This is a genomic window from Paenibacillus sp. FSL M7-1046 (assembly GCF_038007405.1).
GTDB lineage: Bacteria > Bacillota > Bacilli > Paenibacillales > Paenibacillaceae > Paenibacillus_AQ.
This window is the reverse complement of sequence record NZ_JBBOXB010000001.1, coordinates 6,558,204-6,580,221: the sequence shown is the minus strand read 5'-3', so window position 1 is coordinate 6,580,221 and position 22,018 is coordinate 6,558,204. Positions and strand designations below refer to the sequence as shown.

Here is a 22,018-nt window from a genome sequence, read left to right as displayed (position 1 = left end):
AAAATTTAAGTTCTCCTTCAGTTATTCCGATAAGTATTAAAGGAATATCCACAATCTGGATGAGCATATACGGAAGGAGAAATATAGTAATGATTAATATCATCGATACATCTGGCAGACTTGGAAAAGAAGACTGCTTGCTATCGAATACGCAGCAATTTATCCGGAGAAGTGCTCCGAATCAACTTTTAATTGAAGTTTTCCAAGACTGTATTTTCAATATTAAAGAACATCTTTCCGGCACATTTTTATTTCTTCTTACAGATGAGGAGGGAGTTCTGCTCGCGATGGATTACAGCTCTAACTTGGAGAGAACAGTGAGCAGGTCCCCTATTCACTTAGGGATGCTTTTTACAGAGGATCATTGTGGTGTAAATGCAATATCAGAGGCCATTGCCCAAGGCTGTCCCGTTTATTTACCACCTGAAGATCATGAGAACCCTTTTTTTAAAGATTGGCATTGTTTTTCGATTCCTTTAATTGTTAATCAAGAAATTATTGGTTATCTCGATGTTTCCACAATTAATGCTGATATGAAAAGTGAACTGATCGCGATTGCCAAGCTGATTCCGGCAGATATGTTGATCAATTACCAGGACCAGCTTGTAAATCAAGCCGCTGGACAGCTTTCAGCACAACTAAGTGAACGTCAATTAAACGTACTCGAACTGATTTCTCAGGGACTGACAGGAAAAGCGATTGCCTCGGAATTAAAAATTAAAGAGAGTACAGTGAATCATCACAAGAAAATTATTTTTGATAAGCTGGATGTTCGATCCAGCTCAGAAGCTGTTTCTGTCGCGACCCGGATGTCATTGTTTTAGCACTCCCTATAGTTTTATATAGTGGGAAATGATGGGACCGCATGCTAATATTATCTGGTGTTTAAAAAAGAGAGAAACATCAGGAGGGTATTATGAAGAAAAAAGTTGGGTTATTATCAATGGTAATAGTGTTAATGCTGATGATGGTTACGGCATGCGGGGGGAAAGAAAAAGAGGTTAGCTTAGGTGTGACTGAGAGTGGTACATATAAGAATGATTACTTCGGTGTGTCTCTTAATTTTCCAAAAGAATGGGTTTACCAGAGCGCAGACGAGATGATGGAGACTATGGAAGCTGGCATGGAAATTGTTGCCGGTGATAATGCAGATAAGAAGAAAAAGCTTGATCTGGCAAAGACCAAAACACTTAACCTGTTGATGGCTTCCAAATTTTCGTTAGACTCAGGTGAAGTAGGACCTTCCATTGTCTCTGTTGCCGAGAAGTTAAGCATGCTCCAAGGTATTAAGGACGGTAAGGACTATCTGGAAGCTTATATAAAGCAGGCGAAGGCAAGCCAGCTGCCGTATGAATTTACAGAAATCACGACGGTAAAAGTCGGTGGCAAAGATATGGACATGTTGAAAGGTACCATTGATAACGGAGACTTGGGAGTAGTCACACAAGAATATTACAGCACACTAATTGAAGGCTATTCATTCAACTTTATTCTTACATACGTAGATGATGCGTCGAAGGCTGAAACGGATAAGATTTTGGAATCTGTATCGTTTAAATAACAGGCTGGCCTATAAGTAGATCTTCTACGAGTGGAGCCAGGCCCTCTACATACTCCGAACCGTAATAAAACACAGAGCAGCGATTCTCCTGTTACCGGAGAATCGCTGCTCTGTGTTTTTGGATCATTAGCGGCTTATTTCTTGAATAATTATTTATAGAATAGGAGTGGAATGTCGAAATATTAAATAGCATCCAAGATATAGGAGGATTTAAATGTGGAGAGAGAACATCAATCGTTAATGAACGAATTAGTTGTTTTGCATGATAGTGGAAAATACATAGCCGCTGAACAGCTTGCCTATCAAATTCTGGAGACACAACCAACAGATTCAAAAGCGTTGTACTACCTCTCACGGACCCTGTATATGCTGGACCGGAACGAAGAAGCTCTTGATGTTGGCTTGCAGGCGTTGTCACAAGCACCGGCAGATGAATGGATCTTATTCCTGCTTAGTGAGATTCATCAAGATTTACAGCAATGGGATGAGCAGGCTGCATATCTGGAGCAATGTCTTCGCCTGGATCCGGAAATAGCCGAATTTCATTTCGCCAAGGCCGGGAATATCATCAATAAATTCTCCCTCCAGTTTACTATTCAATTCAAGATGAGCCAATTTATCCGCCCCAACTTTTTCAGCAGGCCTGTCATTAATCCTCATTTGTTGAAATCAGCTGAAGAAGCGGTGCAGGAAATCAATCTGGCCATCCAGCTTGATCCAGATGTTGCCGAGCATCATGTGAAGCTTGGAGCTATATATTTTATGTTATTCAGAACTGAGGAAGCGGAACAGCAGTATCGCCATGCACTTCAACTAGAGCCGCAAAATGCAGAGACAAATGGAAGCTATGCAATCTTTCTGCTCCAGGAAAATCGGGTCAAGGAAGCTAGAGAACATTGCGAATTAGCTCTTATGTTTGATCCTAACCAGGAAATTGCCTTGATGGCAAAAGAACAACTCCACATCTATGAAACACAGAAGGAACACTTTTTCAAAAACCTCAGGCGATCCTATCATCTCAAAACAAAAGTGGCACCACATGCGGAACACCAGCTGCAATTCTCTAAAATATTGCTGGAGGAGGGCAAAGTGCAGCCGATTAGACAACTCAAGGCGTATTTGCGCCTGATGCCCGAAGAACTGGAGGTTCATCTGATGTATGGCAAAGCTCATTTTGACGCCAAACATTATCCTACTGCGTACTATTACTTCAAGCGTCTGAACCGTAAATGGCCTGGAAATCCTTACATCGAAGGCTGGCTGAAAGAACTCTCGCAGATGAGCGTGGCAGAACGGAATTTGGTTCCATTTCTTAAGCGATGTATCATACTCCCTGTGAAGCTTGTCATTATTACGCTGTTAAAAACACTAATGTTCACGTTAAGCTTCTACACGATCCCTAAAGCAAGACGGCAGCAAGATGCTCAACTCAATAGGCTGGTGTGAAATCTATGCAAATACATAATATAGAAGAGAAATTAATAGAATTGCTTGATCCGTTCTCCGGGCCCAAAATATACAAAGGCAACCTGCTTCAGGAACGATCAAGGCAGCTGATAGATGTGTTCAATATCCAAGATAACGAGCGATTGCTAATCTATATGGATAGCGGATTATTCTCGAATAAGAACGGAATTTTGCTGACACCGGTGGCTATGTATTATAAGAGTGGTCGAAGTGAAAAGCGTATTTCCTGGAGAAGGATGGCTGATATAGGGCCTATTAAGCGGCGTAACAAACATAGCATCACCTTGGGAAGCTTAATTCTTTATTTCTCGCACTCTGATGTATCCAACGACCAGATAGTACAATTACTGGAATCCAGCCGTTCAATGGTTATTAATACAGAGGCGCAGAGGGAGCTTTCAGCTCAGCCCATTGTGGACCAGATGAGAGCCGTCTGCTCAGAATATGTTGGGAATAGGAGCTATCTCGCCCCGTTTGATTACAATTGCATCAGTGAAAATGATCTTCAGGACAGATTCCCGGGTTATCAACAACATTCAACCATAATATTTCTAAGCTTCTCCAAGCCAGGTAAAGTGAAAGACGGAATTCTGATTACTGAGACATGCATATACTGGAAAGCACTCTGGAGTGCGGTCGAATGTATTCCATGGGAGTTAGTGGCGGGAAGCCACCTCTCTAGAGTAAATGACAAAATTGCGCTGAACATCGGTACGACAGCTTATGATTTAACCGATTGTGAGCTTTCTGTAGAGGAACTCATAATGATACTGCAAAGCCTGTCCCGTATAGCTGCCCAAAAAGCGGAAGAACAGGGATCATCAAGCGCTCCTAAGAAATGGGTTATTGATCTAATCGGGCGGGCTGAACTACCTGAGAATGACGGACTCATAGCAGATGCTCTTTTCCTAGAATATATCTGTAAAAAGCATAAGTTCTTCATTTCCGAGTTTTATCCGAAACATCCTCTGGATGAGAAGTTTTTGAATCGTGAGGCCTTCCGCCTTAGTAAGAACGAAAAAGTAATCGCGCATTTTAGAACCGCATTAGGCAAAAAAGAAGAATATGGCGTGGTTATCACGGACATTGGTATCTATATTCGCGAGCCTTTTGACCATCTCTTTCCGGATGCCTTTATCAGTTACGACAATTTAGCACTGGCTCCGATAGACAATTCCAAATCACGTTTTCTGCTTATCGGCGAATATAAATATTCTTTCGTCCATCCGCGGAAATTTGCCAGTCTGCTTGAGGATATCCGCTTTTATATCAGTTGTCTTTGTACAGTTCCAGAAGGTATAGAGTATCCCTATGATCCAACCTATACGGAGCCATGGAGTTTGCCGGTTAGAGGTGCGCATGCGGATTCCAAGCGTTGGATTGTTGTCGAGGACGGTATGCTGAAGGGCTTGCACACTACTGAAGAGCTTCAATGGGCGAGAGACAGCAGACAGCTTGATCCAGACTTAATCAGATTATGGAGCTACGGCGTTCCTTCATGGCAAACGGTTGAAGAAGCGTTATTATAAATTACATAAAAGAAGAGGACGAATATGGATAAATTAAAATGGCTGCAAACTATAGTACTTCTCCATCCTGAAGATGCAGAAGCCCATTATTGGTTGGGCCAGGAATTGGAACAGCGTGGACAAGCCCTAGAGGCGCTGCAAATTTATAGTGCTGCACTGGCAGTTAGTCAGCAGGAAACTCAGCGGCTTGCATTGATTCAAGCGATATCTTCAATCACCTCAAGTCTTCAGGCAGGCTCTCCCGTCGCAAGTTTAGAGAATAATATTTCCGCAGCGTCCGGGTTTGTTGCCGAACCGGAAATTGAAACGTTCGAGAATGAAGACCTGACCCTTGAGAATAAGGAGCAGCAGGTACATTCCGGGCGCGCCGGGCTGACCGTCTTCTCAGGCGGCAAGGACAACGCAGTATCAGCGCAGAGAGGGCCTGCCCCGATTAAATTTAATGATGTTGCCGGACTTCACAAGCTTAAGAAAACCATTCAGCTTCGGATTATCAGTCCCTTTCAAAATCAAAGTCTGTTCTCCAAGTTCCGTAAAAAAGCAGGTGGAGGTGTTTTGTTGTACGGCCCCCCTGGCTGTGGAAAAACCTTTATTACAAGAGCTACAGCCGGTGAGTGTCAGGCCAATTTTATTCCGGTCAGCATTACGGATATTCTCGACCCCTATATTGGAGTCAGTGAGCAGAACCTGAAGGATCTCTTTGACAAAGCACGTTCCCGGAAGCCAAGCATTATGTTTTTCGATGAGATTGATACGCTGGGATATAACCGGTCCAAATCTTCCTCCAGTATGCGGGGAGTAATTGATACTTTTCTGACCGAAATGGAAGGAATCGATACCAATACAGATCAGATTCTGGTGATTGGTGCAACCAATATGCCATGGGATGTAGACAGCGCACTGAAACGGCCCGGACGGTTCGATCGCTTGGTGTTTGTTGCCCCGCCGGACGAGGAAGCCCGTGAGCAAATCTTCAGGCTTAAACTTGCTGATCGCTATATGGAGGGAATTGACATCCCTTCATTGGCAGCGAAAACTGAATTTTTCTCCGGAGCCGATATTGAGAATCTGTGCGAAAGAGCTGCCGAACAGGTGCTGGAAGAGATCCTGGAGACAGGAGTCGAACGGCCTATCAGGATGTCGGATGTCGAGGCTGTTCTGCAAGAAGTCCGGCCTTCAACTATGGAATGGCTGCGGACAGCTAAGAATTATGTGAAATACTCCAACCAATCCGGCATTTATAATGACGTGGAGGAATATTTGAAAAAATTTGGACGACGTATATAAACTGGGTTTTCCTGAGAGCAGATTGGCATTTATTATGAGAGGGGACAATCAGATGGTTACATTGAATCATATGGCGTGGAGCCGGTTATCCGGGCCTGAAAAACAACAAATGCTGCAGGAACGGCTGCCGAAAGGCTTTTCGTTCTGTCGGCTGGAGCGCTTTGAACGTTATGGGCAGAGTTTGGAAACGGGAGTGTGCGCCTATGAAGGGGTCGAATTTGTATTTGTTCCCGGCAACGAGGTAACCTTGGGCTGGGACGGATGGTCCGGGGAGCCGGACAGTACAGCCTCCAGGATAATGGAAGAAAGTTTTTCGCTAATCGGGGTGGCGTCCAAGAAGGTGGAGGAGAGGCTGCGCGGAATAATGACTCCAGTCAGAAACGCTGTCATCCAGCCGATATTGGTAGAACGTAATACCCAGTCTGTTGGCTGGACTGAAGTGGCTGCCCGGGAACTGGATGCAGAGAGACACGCCGAGCTGTTCGAGCGGTTGGATACGTTCAAGAACAACTCTAACGGAAACCGCGAATACTATCCTTCCTATCGTCTGGATCGTGATGGTGAACAGATCCGCATTTATCTGTTCAATGAAAGTGAGGATTTCGAGGAATGGGCCGATTACACATTGAATCGGGGCTTCGATATTCCGACTGAAGACGAGTGGGAGTATTTGTATGGCGCTGGCTGCCGGACCTTGTTCCCATGGGGGAACGGAATGAACGATTCCATGCATCTTGAGCCGCCGAACGCTTTCGGGCTTTACTTTCTGGGAGATCCATATCAGAAGGAGCTGACGAGGACTGCAGACGGCGGGTCGATTGGCAAAGGAGGCGACGGAATGGTTATTCAGAGCGGCGGTCAGGGCGAGTTTTTCAGTTATTTGACAACGGCTGTATATTACCATGACCATCATGAAGACGAACAGGAATGGTTGGATTGGCTCGATCAGCTGCATTACCGGCGGATTGTGAGGCTGTAGTCTATACCTGGTAGATTTTAAGCTCCTGTTGAAATATTCTGTCTCCATAACGGAGGGTAAGGGGATATTGCTCAGGTCTTGTCAGCTTATAGAGTACAGATTGGCCTTCATGGTAAAAGACTTTGTGTTCGCACTCATCATAAAGTTTTCGGGACAACTGCTGAATCAGCTTGTGATTACTGGTAGTGCGCCATCCGAACTGTACCATGCCCAACTGGTCAATCGGATCTTGATAGGTGTCCAGGATAATGTAAGTTCCAGGTTGATCCTTATGGACATATTTAAGCACATGACCAGTATGGACAGGCTGTTCCAGAGCATATTCATAAATGTCATGGAAAGGGATTGTAATGTCCAGAGCGTCCATGATGTTCTGAAAGTTAGGATGTACCAAATATTCTTCCGCATTTTCATCCGGCCAATAAGCCAGTTCAGATAAAGGTGCCATTATTAAAAATTGTTGCTCCAATCTGCTTCCTCCTTTTATTTCACAGTACCTTCAAGTGTAAGAGAACAAGGTTTGCTTGTAAAGGGAGGGTCCATACTGCAGAGGCATTAATTACTCATGGGAGGAAATATGATGAAACTAACTAATTTGTCAAAAAAAGAACGCGGGAGCCTGGCGATTGATTTTACGGAGGCCGAGCAGAAGGTTGGATTTCCACTATGCGAGGGCATAAAAAGCTTTTATACACGTTCATTTGGGAAGGGGGCCAGCGGTGTTTTGAATCTCAGAGAGAAAGTCCATATCAAACCGCAAGGAACTCGCTGGGATACTTGGTTTTCGTTCAACAATTGTGAAGGAAACTGCGAGGTCATGTTGAGTATGCCCGGCTCGGAAAAAGAGCTTGCCGATTTTATTGCATATGGGTTTCGTGAATGGACCGGCGGCAATGATTTTGGCAAACGGATGATGATCGGTTCCTTGTTTGTCAACATCGGAGATATTTGTATCCTCCTTAATAATGACACAGGCAAGGTTGAGTGGATTGATTGCGGTTACGGTTATTTTGACACTTATGACGAAAATCCAAACGGTGTTCTAGCGGATTCGATTGAAGAGTTTTTGGGGTTTTTCGAGTGAGAGGCAGAGTTTATCAAGCTGCTCGCTGTTAATGTCCCCGCCCTAATAACTCAATCGGATTCAAGCGAAACTAAATAGCCAGTCGCCACTTCCGGCGACTGGCTTCTTTGACTTGTAAGGTGTTTTGATCCCAGTCTCACAAACGGGGGCTTCCCATTGCTGCGGAAGAATTTTATTGTTTATATGGAATATAATGAAAAAATATTTTGTAACCGATATACATAATAAAGGAAAAAATGGTTCTTTTGTCTTGAGGAGATAAGTGAAAAACTGGCGAATCGAGGTGGATTGATGGGACTTTCCATGAGAATTGAAGGGCTGGATACAGAAGACAACATCATTGAATTGTATGAAGAATCGTTAGTATCTACCGAATATCTACACAATACTATTGGGAATGCGATGGCAAGAACAGGGGATACGGGGTATGTCCTGAGAATAGTCGGAAGAATAGAACCTTCCCTTAGGAGTGAACAGCGGACTACTCAAAAAAGTATTTTGGAACTCACCAAGTGGGCGTATTTACCCTATGCTCCCGAAGCGGATTTTTACCGGAAGGTGTCTATTGTCTATGAGAAAGGAGAACAGATTGTACGTGAATTGAACTTTACCAAAGCCTATGTACTTAATTATGAAGAGAATTATGACAACTACAGCGGTACAGGCAGCTTTCACTTAACCTTAGGCCAAAAACGGGGTGAACAGGGCAAGATCAATTTTGGTGAGCAAGAACAGGCAGACGCTGCAAAAGTGTTTACTCCACTATTACCTAACGCATTTCCTCCGAAGCCCCCGGCGTATTATGATCTCCTGAAGATAAGGATACCCGAACCTGTGGATGCAACCTCGGGAGCCGCACCTACGAGAAAAGAGCTTATTGAAGCCCTGTTCATTAAGAAGATGGGGACTTTTTCCGGGATGGCAGATCATGATACATATCTTAAAGAAGTGATTAAACGATATATGAAGGGCACACCTATTGCGCAGGAATTGTTATTGAAATATGTGGAAGATGACTCATTGAAAGAACTCACTGGGGATGATGATGGTTCCTATTATCGTGATTCTAAAAAGACCGTTTTTCTGAATATTGATGATGACTTCTCTAAACAAGGTATAGGTGTAATTTTCTTTCATGAGTATGGACATTACATTGATCATGCTGCAGGCGATTTATCTGATGATAAGACCTTCCGGGAAAATCTAAGAGCTGATTTTAAGAATATAATGGAATCCCGTGCAAATGCTATGTACTTAAGTGAGCTAGATCCTAAACTTATACCGATGCTAGGTAACATCAAAATAAGGCTGGAAGATATTATGAATCCAAATTATTGGAATGGGAAGGAAAAACCATTGATTGATTACAAGGAATTATACAAGATAATAAGTAAGGAATTAATGTCAAATAATCTTTCTGCGGTATCTGATCTATATAGTGGATTAAGCATAGTAAAAGTAAATAAAAGCACGGAGCGAATTATAGGTAATTGGCAACATCCTGAGAAATATTGGACAGAGAATCCTGACAAAATATACATAGAAGCTTTCGCTCATTGTTATGAAGCTCAATTTGACCCAAATAGGCGTGCTAATTTTAGAAAGTATTTCCCAACTGCCTATAAGAGATTTGAAGAGTTACTGGAGGGAGTTCATGTCTAAGAGGAAATGGATATATTGTGGAATAATTGTGTTCATCGTCTTAATTACAAGCAGCGGTTGGTTATGGTATAGCCACTCCAGGCCGGAAGTTCGTTTATCTGGGGAAGCGGCTGAACGTAAGAAACTAGCGGAATCGCTAAGAGCGAAAGAGAAGCAGGTGGATTTTTATTTTCATGAAGTGAATGAATTGATACACGAATTGAATCAAAGTGAATTAAATGATAATCCAATAAAAGGAGAGAAGGATCTACATATGGAAGATCAATTGGTATGGGATGTATTGGAATCGGAAGAATACAAAGCTGTTCTTGAGGAGTACAATAAGCATTATGGTGTCATTAGTGAATACTTTATTCCTAAGACTGAGACGTTAGGAGGATTCAGGTACAAGGTCAAGGAGAGTATCACTGAGGGTTATGATTTGTTACCCAAGTATTATGGCTGGACCAAAGCGTTGATGAATATAGATACGAAAGAGTTTCGAGATTTGAACACCCTATACAATGAACATTTTGGTGATGTTATTCCTACAGCGGTGATCTCCGGAACGATGGAAGAGTTAATCGATATAGTGAATAGAAGTGTGAAAGAAGGCAGGGATCTGCTGCCAGAGTATTATCGATACTAAACGGTAGCATAAGTCCGTATTTCCGTAACTTTAGCTGGAAATACGGTTTTATTTTATTCTATTAGAGATTGAAAGAGTTGCTGGAGGGCGTACATGACTAAGAGGAAATGGAAGTGTTGTGGAGTAATTGTGTTCATCGTCTTAATAACAACCAGCGGTTGGTTATGGTATAGCCACTCCAGGCCGGAAGTTCGTTTATCTGGGGAAGTGGCTGAACGTAAGGAACTGGAGGAATCATTAAGAGCGAAGGATAAACAGATCGATTTTTATTTTCGTAAAGTGAATGAATTGATACATACGTCGAAAGATCAATTGGTGTGGGATATGCTGGATACGGAAGAATACAAGGAGATTCTAGAAGAATATAATAAACAGTACGGCTACATGGACGAGGACGGCATACCCAAAACTGAAACTCTTGGAGGATACCGATACAAGGTACGAGAAAGCATTGCTGAGGGTTATAATCTGTTACCTAAATATTATGGATGGACCAACGTCTTGATGAGTTTGGATACGAAAGAGTTTCGAGATCTGACCACCCTATACAATGAACATTTTGGTGAGGGTATACCTACCGAGCAGATATACGGAACTATGGAAGAGTTAATCGATATAGTGAATAAAAGTGTAAAAGAAGGCCGGAATTTACTGCCGGAGTATTATGGACTCTAAAAAGCAGGTAAGACCGTATTTCCGTAACTTTAGCTGGAAATACGGTTTTATTTTATTCTATAAGAGATTGAAAGAGTTACTGGAGGGCGTGCATGACCAAGAGGAAATGGAAGTATTGTGGAGTAATTGTGTTCATCGTCTTAATAACAACCAGCGGTTGGTTATGGTATAGCCACTCCAGGCAGGAAGTTCGTTTATCTGGGGAAGCGGCTGAACGTAAGGAACTGGAGCAATCGCTAAGAGCGAAGGACAAACAGATAGATTTTTATTTTCGTAAAGTGAATGAATTGATACAGACATCGGAAGATCAATTGGTGTGGGATGTATTAGAATCGGAAGAATACAAAGCTGTTCTTGAAAAGTACATAAAGCAATACGGTATCATTGATGAGTATATTATTCCCAAGACTGAGACTTTGGGCGGGTTCAGGTACAAAGTCGAGGAGAGTATAGCTGAGGGGTATGATTTGTTGCCCAAGTATTATGGCTGGACCGAAGCTTTGATGAATATGGCTACGAAAGAGTTTCGAGATCTGAACACTTTATATGATGAACATTTTGGTGAGGATATTCCTACCGAGGTGATCTACGGAACGATGGAAGAGTTAATCGATATAGTGAATAGAAGTGTAAAAGAAGGCAGGGATTTGCTGCCAGAGTATTATCGATATTAAAGCAGCGTAAGACCATATTTCCGTGGTTTTTTCTGGAAGTGTGGTTTTATTTTTATTCTTCTATTAGAGATCCGAAGAGTTACTGGAGGCGTGCATGAGTAAGAGGAAATGGAAGTATTGTGGAATAATTGTGTTCATCGTCTTAATAACAATTAGCGGTTGGTTATGGTATAGCCACTCCAGGCAGGAGGTTCGTTTATCTGGGGAAGCGGCTGAACGTAAGGAACTGGAGGAATCATTAAGAGCGAAGGATAAACAGATAGATTTTTATTTTCGTAAAGTGAATAAATTGATACAGACATCGGAAGATCAATTGGTGTGGGATGTATTAGAATCGGAAGAATACAAAGCTGTTCTTGCGAAGTACATAAAGCATTATGGAATCATTGATGAATATGATATTCCCAAGACTGAGACGTTGGGTGGATTTAGGTACAAGGTCGATGAGAGTATAACTGAGGATTATGATTTGTTACCCGAGTACTATGGATGGACCAATGTTTTAATGAGTTTGCAAACAAAAGATTTTGAGGAAACGGATGCTCTCTTTAGAGAAAATTTTAATGATGCTATCCCTACAGAGGAAATCTACGGAACGACAGAAGAGTTAATCGATATAGTGAACAAAAGTGTGAAAGAAGACCGAAATCTGCTGCCAGAGTATTATCGGTACTAAAAAAACAGCGTAAGACCATATTTTCGTGGATTTTTCTGGAAGTGTGGTTTTATTTTTATTCTTCTATTAGAGATTCAAAGAGTTACTGGAGGGAGCTCATGACCAAGAGGAAATGGAAGTATTGTGAAATAATTGTGTTCATCGTCTTAATAACAACCAGCGGTTGGTTATGGTATAGCCACTCCAGGCAGGAAGTTCGTTTATCTGGGGAAGTGGCTGAACGTAAGGAACTGGAGGAATCGCTAAGAGCGAAGGAAAAACAGATAGATTTTTATTTTCATAAAGTGAATGAATTGATACAGACATCGGAAGATCAATTGGTATGGGATATGTTGGAATCAGAGGAATACAAGAATATTTTGAAAGAGTATAGTGAGCATTATGGTGTCTTAAGTGAATATAAAATCCCTAAGACAGAGACAATAGAAGGTCTGCGTTATAAGGTTAAGGAAAGTAGTAATTATGGCTATAATTTGTTACCCAAATATTATGGCTGGACCGAAGCTTTGAATAATATAGATACAAAAGAGTTTCGGTATTTAAACACTCTATACAATGAACATTTTGGTGATGCTATTCCTACCGAGGTGATCTCCGGAACGATGGAAGAGTTAATCGATATAGTGAATAGAAGTGTGAAAGAAGGCAGGGATCTGCTGCCAGAGTATTATCGGTACTAAAAAGCAGGATAAGACCGTATTTCCGTGATTTTAGTTGAAGTGCGGTTTTATTTCCAGCACAACGGCCCGCGTCCTACGCGAGCTCGTTATGCCGATAAATATAATGGTTAAAAAACTTATAAAAATTCCAGCAAACAAGCTTATCCAAAGAACTAAAATTCCTTATTCCTATGTATCTGTACCGATAGGAGATAAGATGCCACAAACATTACAACCGCAACAATTAAAGAGGCAATTCCTACCTCGCTGCCATTAAAATTTACATTATCCCATACCATTCTTAGAAGAACCCACACCACAATTCGGATAACCACTGACAAGCCTGACGACACAAAAATCATCATCTCACTTTTCTCAACTCCGAATCTTAAAATAACCGGATATAAAATGGAAATTGTTGAAATAGAGAGTGACAGGCCCATAGTATACCCAGATGACAAATTCAAATAACTGGTAGTATCTAAATCTTTTAAATAGAAAAGAACCGGAGTAAATAAGCTGATTGCAGTACCCATTAATATCAACATGATAAATGAAATGTATTTGGCATCGATAATAGTTTTCCTTTTTATTGGCAACGTAATTTCTATCCTACTCCATTTAGATGCTTCATCGATCTGCAGAGAAGCACCTACATTCACAGGGAAAACCATAATCTGTGCAGCAATGACCGCATTAAGTACAGACGTATCGCCTGCCACAAAAGAAACAAACAACAAACATAAAGCTATTCCAAAGGATGTCTTTATGTTGTTCTGCATGGAATAAAAATTGTTCAACAGTAACCCTTGCACGTTATTCCTCCCCCTTTACCAGGAGCAGCATAATTTCATCAATAGATACATTGTCAACAATAATACCGTCATATTTTCGCTCAAACTCTTTTTTATCTTTTACAAGAACGTCTGTTTGAAAATTCTTTACTCTGTACGCAAGTCTATCGGCTTTATCAATACGATTGAACTGATCTATTTTGCAGCGGGCCACTCCGTATCCATAAATCAAATCATCTTTCTTCGCAGTAAGGATAATTTTTCCTTGATGAATAAAGGTTATAAAATCAGCGATTTTTTCCAAGTCACTTGTGATATGGGAAGACATAAGGATTGAATGGCTTTCATCCTCCACGAACTCCAGAAAAACCTCCAAAATTTCTTCTCTGGTAATGGGGTCTAAACCGGAAGTTGCCTCATCTAAAATAAGTAACTTGGGATGATGTGATAATGCGACTGCAATAGCAAGCTTCATTGTCATTCCTCGTGAAAATTCCTTGATCTTTCTATCCATAGGAAGGTCAAACTTGCTCGTGATATTTAAAAAGAAACCCTGATTCCATTGTTTGTAAATTCCGCCCATAACCTTTGCAAGTTTATTGGGTGTCACAACACCTGAAAAACTCGCAGCATCAAAGACAACTCCTATGTCTTCACGAATTCCTATGTCTTTGTCTGTCATAACCTGACCCAAAATTTTAATCGTTCCACTATCTTTTTTAACTGTGTTCAATATGGATTTAATGGTCGTTGTTTTTCCAGCTCCATTTTCACCAACAAACCCCATAATTGTTCCACAAGGAATCGAGAACGAAACATTATCTAAATGAAAATCAGAATTAGAATAGTTTTTAGTTAGTCCTGCTATTTCTAGACTATGATTCATTTTTATCCTCCGCATAAAAGACAGTCAGCATTTCTACCATCTTTTCCAATTTAATTCCGCTCGTTCGGGCAATTTCAGCTGCAATAGTTAAGTGCTCTTCAATTTTCTTCTGTTGCTCTTCTTGAAAGACATCTTTATTGGGGGCAGATACGAAACTTCCACGTCCAACAGTTGTTTCAATGAATCCATCCCGCTGCAAATCTTCATACGCCTTTTGGACAGTAATGACACTGACTTGAATAGATTTTGCTAATGACCGCATGGAGGGAATAGGGTCTCCCGCTTGCAGTTCTCCACTCATAATCATTGTTTTTATTTGCGAGGTTATCTGTTCATAAATGGGCTTATTCCTATTACTGCTAATAATAATTTCCAAAAAAGTCCTCCTTTCCGCGAACAGTGTACTTAATGTACCAGTACAATATAACTGATCTTCTTGCTTTTGTAAATAATTCCTGTGTAGGAAGGTGCAAGTTTTAGAGGCCCCGAAGTAAGTCCCCTTGCTTTCCAAAAGCTGTAGCTGATTAAATAATTAAACTATTTTCCTTGAAAATCTCAATTAATTAAGGGGATTAACCGATAAAAGGTTTTAGATTCTGATGAATCAACCTATACATACTTGGAGGAATCAGCATGCCTTACACGATGGAAGTAAATGTGCAAAAAAATCAAGTGGTAGTAAAAGCATTTGGTCTTACAGAAGAGGATGTTCCGTCCTACATTTCCGATTTTGAAAAAGCAATGAAGCAACTAAAACCAGGTTTCACTGGAGTGACTGATGTATCAGGCTCAGCTTCTGTTCTTTCTCCTGAGGTTGCCGCCAAGCTTGCCCCCACAGGTGATATCGCTGTTGCAAATGGCGTAGGCGGATGGGTGTATGTGGCCAATTCTCCGGTTTGGAAAATGCAGATGAAGAGACTGTTCGGGCAATTTGCCGTACATTATCCAACCTTTGAAGAAGCGGATGCTTATCTGCAAAGCCTGTCGAACTAAGGTAAATAATTGATTGTTTTTAGAGAAGGTCTTCGGGCCTTCTCTTTTTATGTAAAAGTGAAATTAAAAAAACAATATGAGGACGGCTGCTGGCCAAATTTACTGATTTATGGCCGACCTGTTTGGCTATACCGGGTTGATGCTTGCAGGATAACGAAGCTAAGGCAGGGAGGGGGCCTTGTGGGTTTTGGTGGCGAGTGAATCCGATCAGTCTCAATCAACTCGTGTAAGCTGCGCTGTGACGCAGAGCCTGAACGGCTCTGCCGTGCGCAATATCAGGGTGCGGCGTGGAGTGTCTTCTGGCTGAATATGGCTAAAGAACACCGGTAGCCAGTGTCACAGGTCGTAGGACTTGAGTTGCTGTTCAAAGACGGTATTATAGTGGAAAATTCGCGAATATGGACCTTTTCTTAGTATATGGTAGAGTACACTCTGACCTTCCTCGTAGCGAACGGCATATTCACATTCATCGTAGAAGTGCCTGGACAACTGCCGTATAGTCTCCCCTCTGTTCACGGTGCTCCAGCCAAACTGTATCATATCAAGTTGGTCCAACGGGTCTCGATAGGTATTAAGGACAATGCATTCTGAGGGTTGTTCCTGATTGCGGAATACCAGCATATCGCCAGTATGTACAGGATTGCTGAAGTAGTGTTCATGAATCTCCTCCACAGGCACGGCTATGCCAAGTTCATTCAAGACCGCCTGGAAATTCGGGTGTGTCACATATTTATCATCCCACTCATCGGGATAAAACACCAAATCGCTGATCGAAGCTGTAATCCAAAATTCAATATTCATTCTGTATACCTCCGTACTCGAACTCAAGGGATAAATTACTTGGAGATCATTATAACACCAAACAGACAGGGGAATTAAAGGGTGAATGAAACAGAGAGAGCGAAAGCACAGCAAATGGAACAACTGTCCGTTCACGGAGTGTCTTCACCAAGGTTTAACGTTGACCCTACTAACAGAAGGGCTGATCCAAGTAGCCATTTCATGGCATTTGGGCCAGCCCCTGCATAGAGCAGCTTACTGCAATTGGTTGTATTCTGCGATTAATTCACTTAAAGACTTGCTGAAATTCTCGGGTGTGCCTGACTGATTTTCGCGGAAGAAGGAGCTTTTCAAATAAAAATCTTCTACACGCTGCTTCTTGTTGACACGTTCGATAATTTCAGCACCTGAAACTTTGACTTTCTTGGCTGCATCAACATATCTTTCGAGCGAGTGGCTGGAGAATCCTTCCGATACGACTCTTGTCTCATCTGCCGCATATTCCATCAGCAGCTTGAGATCTTCCGTCAGAACAGCGTATTTCGCTTTGAATTTCGCCATATCCAGCTCCAGAATGTTGTCCGCCAGAATTCCCTGGTCATCCATCTCCGTTGCCAGGCCTTCCGCATCCAGTAAAAAGAGCATCACGGTGTAATTCAGATCCTGACCGTTATCCTTGTATTCTTGAAGACTGTTTCTTGTACGTTCATCGCCCATCTTGCCAAGCAGTGAGAAAAACTCGCCAGAAGCTTCTTCATAGGCAGCAGCGGCCTTGACAATTCGGGTATGCATCGTCTTGCTTCCGGCAAACTGGTCATCGACATAGCCTTTGATCTCGTAATACTCATGCGCTTCAGCCAGTGCGGCAAGCAGTTCTGTCAGAAGTGGCTCCAGCAGGCTGACCTGGGCATCCAGTTTCCCGAAGCTTGGCTTGTCGGCAGCGGCGGCGAACGCGGTCTGCATGGTCTTCTCACCGGATTCGCTTAGAGAGAGCATTGTGGCGCTGAAATACTTGTCAATCACCGGCTTAGCCTCATAACCGAACTCTTCAAAATAATCATTCAGCACATCCTGGAGCCGTCCTGTCATAGCGTTGTTCAGGTCTACATAGGCATTATATTTGGCCAATTCCTGGGCCTCGAGTTCTAACTTGGCAGCTTTCTCGTCGATGGCTTCAGTGGGGGCAGGCGTTGAGCTTGAAGCTTGCGCGGTTTCCACGGCTGCCTTGGAGTTGTTGCCATTCGCACCTGTTTCATGTTCGGACTTGCTCATTGAACAGGAAGTCATTAGGGTGCTAATAAGTACTAAAGATGCAATCAGTGTAACATGGGACTTCACGATTATTATCCTCCAAATCTCTCAAAACAGTTAATATTATGTATTAAACATAATATATTCTTCGGCTGCTAATCCCTGAAAGTGAATATTTGAAAGAAATCTGCTTTAGTGTTCCCGGTGATAGAGTCAAAGACGGCCAAGCTCGCGGTTTGTAATCTGATGGGTCGTATTGTATGATTCTTGCCGTTTGATATAATGAGATTCAGGGTGAGAATAGTTCTCACTTACGCATGATCAAAGATTTACCAAGAAGGAATTGATTTTCAAGCAAGATGAAACGCACGGATTATCTATAATATTTCCGACAGGAAGGAGGCGAGTAAAGATTTTGAATGCTGATGATAATCTAATGCTGTGGGATTATGCACATATCCGGCTGATCGATATTCGCCATGTGCTGTTTAAGGCTGGCGACAAGCCGAACTCTTATAGGTTCCCGGCCGCAGGTTTTTTATACCTGGTGCGCGGCAGCGCGGTTTTTCGGCTTAATGGAAATAAACATACGGCAGAACGCTTTCATATTCTGCATAGCGGAAAAGGCGGGCAACTGGATATTGATTGGGTCAGGGAGGAATTGGAGTTTTACTTTATTTTCTACAAGGCCTCGCTTACCTTAACGTCCGGATTGGGAGTACGCAGACTTTTTGAAAAAAACAGCCCTTTCAACGACAGTATGAATTTGCCCCGAATGCTCCGCTGGATTTGTTGTTTCAAGTAAAAAAGATGCACCGGAAGTGGCTGGAGTCAAGTTTACTCGAACGGATTCAGGTCAAAGCAATGCTATATCAGTTTGTATATGAGGTTGAGCGGCAGAGGCAGGCGAATGGCAAAGATTACGTCAAGCCGGACCTGGTGGAGCAAGTGGTTCGTTACATACAAGAAAGCTACAGTCAGCCCATTACCTTGTCATCTATTGCAGAGCAGTTTAATTATAGCGTGGCCTATGTGGCGAAGCAGTTCAAAAACAAGACGGGTAACAGTCTGATTGATTTTCTAATTCGGACGCGAATAGATAAGGCTCAAGAGCTGCTGCTGTATACCGAAGCCTCACTGCAGGAGATTGCCGCTGGTGTGGGCTACGCGGACCTGTCCTATTTCATCCGTATTTTCAAAAAAACAACTGGTGTAACACCGGGGAATTTTAAGACATTGGCCCAGGCACGCGTGAAAGAATCAGATCGTCCTAAAATAAGACTAAGATTGTCTAATGCAGGATGGACTGAGCGAAGTTATATTGTTAATGAATATGATAATCATTATCAATATAACAGAGAAGGAGATTCACCAATGTACAGAAACACTAGAATGTCAATGGGTGCAGCGATGCTGCTGTGTCTGGTTTTAATGCTTAGTGCCTGCTCTTCAGGGAACAGCTCTGTTAATTCAGCCAGTGCAAGCACAAGTCCGGCGGCTACTGTGCAGACACAGACAAGCTCACCAGATGCAGACCCCAACTCACTATCAACAAGGGTATATAAAGATAGTCAAGGACATGAGATTGAGATTCCAGAGAGTCCTCAGCGGATTGTGCTGCAGGGTAATTCGATTGGAGATTTGCTCGCACTCGGTATTGAGCCGGTCGGTATCGACCGCCGCTTCATTGAAGAATCAGTCTATCTGGACCAGGAGAAAACTCCGGCGCAGGATATCGGATTTCCTACCAATCTGGAAACGGTCGTGTCTCTGGAACCGGATTTGACCATGCTCGGTTATGCGATGGACAAGCAGTATGAAGAAATATCGAAGATATCACCCACTGTTGTTTTTGATCAGAATGCACCACTGTCTGAGCGTTTGCCTCTCATAGGTGAGATTGTCGGTAAAAAGGCAGAAGCAGAGCAGCTGCTGGCCGACTATAACAGCAAGGCTGAGGCCATGTGGAATGGACTGCGTCAGGAAGGCAGGATTGCCGAGGGAGAAACGGCGGTAGTGCTAATTTATTATTGGGACAAGACGATGTATTTGATGAAAGATGGTGGAGTTCCTAATCTGCTGTATCATCCGCTAGGCTACAAGATGTCCGATGCAGTGCAGGCAATCGAGCCGGCAGAAGGCGCACCCTATATTGAGGTCTCGCCAGAGCTGATGCATGAGATGCTTATTGGTGACCACTTATTCGTCATGTATCCGGCCGATGCCGATGCAGAAAAATCCTTTAATGAGCTGCTGAAAACTGCGCTGTGGAGCACGCTTCCGGCAGTTAAGAGCGGGAAAGTTACTTTTGTAGAGTCTAAATGGAATTATGACGATATGTTGACCAGCAGCAAGCTGTTGGACGAGCTCCCCCAAATGATGGCTCATTAAATATTCAATAGCACATGATTTGATTGTTCGCCAGTGTCTGGAAAAAGACTGATGTTTTTAAACGGGTTTTCCATTGTGCAGAATATGAAGGGATATTTTGTATGATGTCGAATTATGTATTACGGTATAACTATTAAATAATAATACCACTAAGTTTAGATTAGAATGGGAGAATAAGGAAAGGAGGTACTAAGTCCCATCTGTTGCAGATGTTCCATTACGGAGTCAACAAATTATATAGTGGTGATCCTTGGCCTAACTGATAGGAGTTAAACATGCGCGCGAAATTGAATGCAATCCTCTTAGCTATTATGATTTTATTAACGTCAGGCAGCCTTCCAAATACAGTAGAGGCGAAAACAGCAGATGTAACATCATTAGCCAGTACAATGGGAAAGACGGTTATCTGCATAGATGCGGGACACCAGAGTAAAGGTAATAACTCTAAAGAGCCCGTAGCGCCAGGAAGCAGGACGGTTAAACCAAAGGTGTCAAGCGGTACGCAGGGCATAGCTACTGGTAAAACCGAATACAAACTTACACTGGAAGTGGCGTTGAAACTGGAGCAAGCACTTCAGAAAGATTACAAGGTGGTAATGATTCGCCGCACTAATAATGTGGACATATCAAACAGCGAGCGTGCCATTAGATGTAATCAGGCAGGTGCCGATATGACCCTTAGACTACACGCAGATGGGAGCGTTAATCGCGAGATTCAAGGCATGTCCTTTCTCTATCCTTCTACTGACATCCCATCTACGAAGAAGATTGCATCGCAAAGTTTGGAGATCACCAAGGTTCTGTCTAAAGCGGTGCTGAAAGAAACGCAGGCGGCATCGCGCGGATTAATTCCTAGGAGTGATCTTACCGGGTTCAACTGGTCAACCGTACCGGTTGTGCTTATCGAAATGGGATTCATGACGAATCGTAAAGAAGACATGAAGTTAAGTGAGGATGAATATCAGGACAAGATTGTTCAAGGAATTAAAAAAGGTCTGGATTCGTATTATAAAGTTGCGGCGAAGAATTAAACTCTATATATGAATCCCCCCGTCCATATTTGATGAACGGATTTCTTTCTGTCTTTTGCGGTTTACATAGAATATATATAAAGGGGAATACCAACATATTTAAGACAATTACAATTAAATTATCAATTCTTTTAATGATGTTCATGTGTTTTGTAAGTGTAACAAGTGTAAATGCTGCAAGTAACGAAGTTACTGTGAGGCTCGATGGTACGAATTTGCAATTTGATGTTCCGCCCCAAGTAATAAATAATCGTGTTATGATACCGATGCGAGTTATTTTTGAAGCATTGAATGCTACTGTTAAATGGGATGATGCTACACTATCGATTACAGCTTTATCTAAAAACGGTGATGTGGTTAAGCTCTCAATAGGAAATGAATATATTTATAAAAATGATAGAAAAGTGACTATCGATTCCCCGCCAGTATCGATAAATGGGCGTACATTAGTGCCCGTTCGTGTTATCGCAGAGTCATTAGGCAGAGCCGTAAGTTATAGATCAGATTCGCGGACGGTTATTATTGAACCTGTTGACACATCAAAAGAAGACAACCTAATAGAAGACACATCAATAAATACTTCAATAAATACTTCAATTAACACAACAACACCTGTACCTACAGAAGAGGCTGCTTATGAAAAAATGATTGCTCTAAAGGAACAATATCCTGAGGGAATGGCATGGACAAACGGTAATGTTTACGCGTGGAATGGTGGCATTTATAGTAGAGGTTATGGCTGTGTGGGATTTGCTTTTATATTAAGTGATGCGGCATTTGGCAACTTACCCGCTCGCAAGCATACGGATTTTAACAATATTCAAGTTGGAGATATTGTGAGGATAAATAATGATACCCATTCAGTGATTATTCTCAGCACAGATGACACAAATGTTACCCTTGCTGAAGGGAACTATAATTCATCTATTCACTGGGGACGTATGTTTACTTTGGAACATATAAAAGCTGTAGGCGATTATATTATCACAAGATACCCTGAGTGAAAATAAG

24 protein-coding genes are annotated in these 22,018 nt (G+C 42.3%); 18 read left to right on the top strand and 6 right to left on the bottom strand.

The genetic code is table 11. The features are described from left to right. Positions 1-89 precede the first annotated feature (89 nt). The 6 genes from NYE29_RS29405 (at position 90) to NYE29_RS29380 (ending at position 6,823) form a co-directional block, all read left to right on the top strand. The gene (locus NYE29_RS29405; protein WP_340898657.1) at positions 90-824 is read left to right on the top strand and encodes a LuxR C-terminal-related transcriptional regulator; all 735 of its coding nucleotides are present in this window, start codon (positions 90-92) and stop codon (positions 822-824) included. A gap of 92 nt (positions 825-916) precedes the next feature. Further along, entirely contained in the window at positions 917-1,561 is a 645-nt protein-coding gene (locus tag NYE29_RS29400; protein ID WP_340898656.1) for a hypothetical protein, read from the top strand. 216 nt (positions 1,562-1,777) lie between these two features. Continuing rightward, complete coding sequence (locus tag NYE29_RS29395; protein ID WP_340898655.1) at positions 1,778-3,007, top strand: tetratricopeptide repeat protein; 1,230 nt, start codon at positions 1,778-1,780, stop codon at positions 3,005-3,007. Positions 3,008-3,012: 5 nt separating this feature from the next. Next, positions 3,013-4,557 carry a hypothetical protein gene (locus tag NYE29_RS29390; RefSeq protein ID WP_340898654.1) on the top strand — a complete coding sequence of 515 codons (1,545 nt, stop codon included), beginning with the start codon at positions 3,013-3,015 and terminating at the stop codon, positions 4,555-4,557. A 24-nt stretch (positions 4,558-4,581) separates the two neighbouring features. Next, the gene (locus NYE29_RS29385) at positions 4,582-5,844 is read left to right on the top strand and encodes an AAA family ATPase (protein WP_340898653.1); all 1,263 of its coding nucleotides are present in this window, start codon (positions 4,582-4,584) and stop codon (positions 5,842-5,844) included. Positions 5,845-5,896: 52 nt separating this feature from the next. Then, entirely contained in the window at positions 5,897-6,823 is a 927-nt protein-coding gene (locus NYE29_RS29380) for a hypothetical protein (RefSeq protein WP_340898652.1), read from the top strand. 1 nt (position 6,824) lies between these two features. Here NYE29_RS29380 and NYE29_RS29375 read toward each other — a convergent pair whose 3' ends face one another. After that, positions 6,825-7,292 carry a hypothetical protein gene (locus NYE29_RS29375; protein WP_340898650.1) on the bottom strand — a complete coding sequence of 156 codons (468 nt, stop codon included), beginning with the start codon at positions 7,290-7,292 and terminating at the stop codon, positions 6,825-6,827. A gap of 111 nt (positions 7,293-7,403) precedes the next feature. Here NYE29_RS29375 and NYE29_RS29370 point away from each other — a divergent pair, with 111 nt between their 5' ends. The 7 genes from NYE29_RS29370 to NYE29_RS29340 all read left to right on the top strand — a co-directional run bounded on the left by NYE29_RS29370 (position 7,404) and on the right by NYE29_RS29340 (position 12,902). After that, the gene (locus tag NYE29_RS29370; protein WP_340898649.1) at positions 7,404-7,907 is read left to right on the top strand and encodes a hypothetical protein; all 504 of its coding nucleotides are present in this window, start codon (positions 7,404-7,406) and stop codon (positions 7,905-7,907) included. A 291-nt stretch (positions 7,908-8,198) separates the two neighbouring features. Further along, the gene (locus NYE29_RS29365; protein ID WP_340898648.1) at positions 8,199-9,569 is read left to right on the top strand and encodes a hypothetical protein; all 1,371 of its coding nucleotides are present in this window, start codon (positions 8,199-8,201) and stop codon (positions 9,567-9,569) included. Then, positions 9,562-10,197, top strand: a complete 636-nt coding sequence (locus NYE29_RS29360; RefSeq protein WP_076112770.1) for a hypothetical protein — start codon at positions 9,562-9,564, stop codon at positions 10,195-10,197. The genes NYE29_RS29365 and NYE29_RS29360 overlap by 8 nt, the downstream gene beginning before the upstream one ends. 93 nt (positions 10,198-10,290) lie before the next feature. Continuing rightward, complete coding sequence (locus tag NYE29_RS29355) at positions 10,291-10,872, top strand: hypothetical protein (protein ID WP_076112771.1); 582 nt, start codon at positions 10,291-10,293, stop codon at positions 10,870-10,872. Between the two features lie 92 nt (positions 10,873-10,964). Continuing rightward, positions 10,965-11,546, top strand: a complete 582-nt coding sequence (locus NYE29_RS29350) for a hypothetical protein (RefSeq protein ID WP_340898647.1) — start codon at positions 10,965-10,967, stop codon at positions 11,544-11,546. A gap of 94 nt (positions 11,547-11,640) precedes the next feature. Next, entirely contained in the window at positions 11,641-12,222 is a 582-nt protein-coding gene (locus NYE29_RS29345; protein ID WP_340898646.1) for a hypothetical protein, read from the top strand. Between the two features lie 98 nt (positions 12,223-12,320). Further along, the gene (locus tag NYE29_RS29340) at positions 12,321-12,902 is read left to right on the top strand and encodes a hypothetical protein (RefSeq protein WP_340898645.1); all 582 of its coding nucleotides are present in this window, start codon (positions 12,321-12,323) and stop codon (positions 12,900-12,902) included. Between the two features lie 152 nt (positions 12,903-13,054). Here NYE29_RS29340 and NYE29_RS29335 read toward each other — a convergent pair whose 3' ends face one another. From NYE29_RS29335 to NYE29_RS29325, 3 genes are read right to left on the bottom strand one after another with little or no spacing between them, the layout of a single operon-like run. After that, the gene (locus NYE29_RS29335; protein ID WP_340898644.1) at positions 13,055-13,696 is read right to left on the bottom strand and encodes an ABC-2 transporter permease; all 642 of its coding nucleotides are present in this window, start codon (positions 13,694-13,696) and stop codon (positions 13,055-13,057) included. 1 nt (position 13,697) lies between these two features. After that, complete coding sequence (locus NYE29_RS29330) at positions 13,698-14,561, bottom strand: ABC transporter ATP-binding protein (RefSeq protein WP_076109203.1); 864 nt, start codon at positions 14,559-14,561, stop codon at positions 13,698-13,700. Beyond that, a complete protein-coding gene (locus tag NYE29_RS29325) occupies positions 14,551-14,937 on the bottom strand; it encodes a GntR family transcriptional regulator (protein ID WP_340898643.1) in 387 nt (128 codons plus the stop codon). Before NYE29_RS29325 ends, NYE29_RS29330 begins: the two co-directional genes overlap by 11 nt. A 257-nt stretch (positions 14,938-15,194) precedes the next feature. Between NYE29_RS29325 and NYE29_RS29320 the strand changes: the two genes are divergently transcribed. After that, positions 15,195-15,554, top strand: a complete 360-nt coding sequence (locus NYE29_RS29320) for a hypothetical protein (RefSeq protein WP_340898642.1) — start codon at positions 15,195-15,197, stop codon at positions 15,552-15,554. A gap of 336 nt (positions 15,555-15,890) precedes the next feature. Here NYE29_RS29320 and NYE29_RS29315 read toward each other — a convergent pair whose 3' ends face one another. Together NYE29_RS29315 and NYE29_RS29310 are read right to left on the bottom strand one after the other, a co-directional pair. Next, a complete protein-coding gene (locus NYE29_RS29315; RefSeq protein WP_340898641.1) occupies positions 15,891-16,355 on the bottom strand; it encodes a hypothetical protein in 465 nt (154 codons plus the stop codon). A 234-nt stretch (positions 16,356-16,589) separates the two neighbouring features. Beyond that, positions 16,590-17,606, bottom strand: a complete 1,017-nt coding sequence (locus tag NYE29_RS29310; protein WP_340898640.1) for a YiiG family protein — start codon at positions 17,604-17,606, stop codon at positions 16,590-16,592. Between the two features lie 394 nt (positions 17,607-18,000). Here NYE29_RS29310 and NYE29_RS29305 point away from each other — a divergent pair, with 394 nt between their 5' ends. The 4 genes from NYE29_RS29305 (at position 18,001) to NYE29_RS29290 (ending at position 22,011) form a co-directional block, all read left to right on the top strand. After that, a complete protein-coding gene (locus tag NYE29_RS29305) occupies positions 18,001-18,390 on the top strand; it encodes a hypothetical protein (protein WP_340898639.1) in 390 nt (129 codons plus the stop codon). Next, positions 18,378-19,976 (top strand): AraC family transcriptional regulator, encoded by a 1,599-nt coding sequence (locus tag NYE29_RS29300; RefSeq protein WP_340898638.1) that lies wholly within the window; start codon positions 18,378-18,380, stop codon positions 19,974-19,976. Before NYE29_RS29305 ends, NYE29_RS29300 begins: the two co-directional genes overlap by 13 nt. Positions 19,977-20,251: 275 nt before the next feature. Further along, a complete protein-coding gene (locus NYE29_RS29295) occupies positions 20,252-21,007 on the top strand; it encodes an N-acetylmuramoyl-L-alanine amidase (RefSeq protein ID WP_340898637.1) in 756 nt (251 codons plus the stop codon). Positions 21,008-21,039: 32 nt separating this feature from the next. Then, positions 21,040-22,011 carry a copper amine oxidase N-terminal domain-containing protein gene (locus NYE29_RS29290; RefSeq protein ID WP_340898636.1) on the top strand — a complete coding sequence of 324 codons (972 nt, stop codon included), beginning with the start codon at positions 21,040-21,042 and terminating at the stop codon, positions 22,009-22,011. The last annotated feature ends 7 nt before the right edge of the window (positions 22,012-22,018 follow it).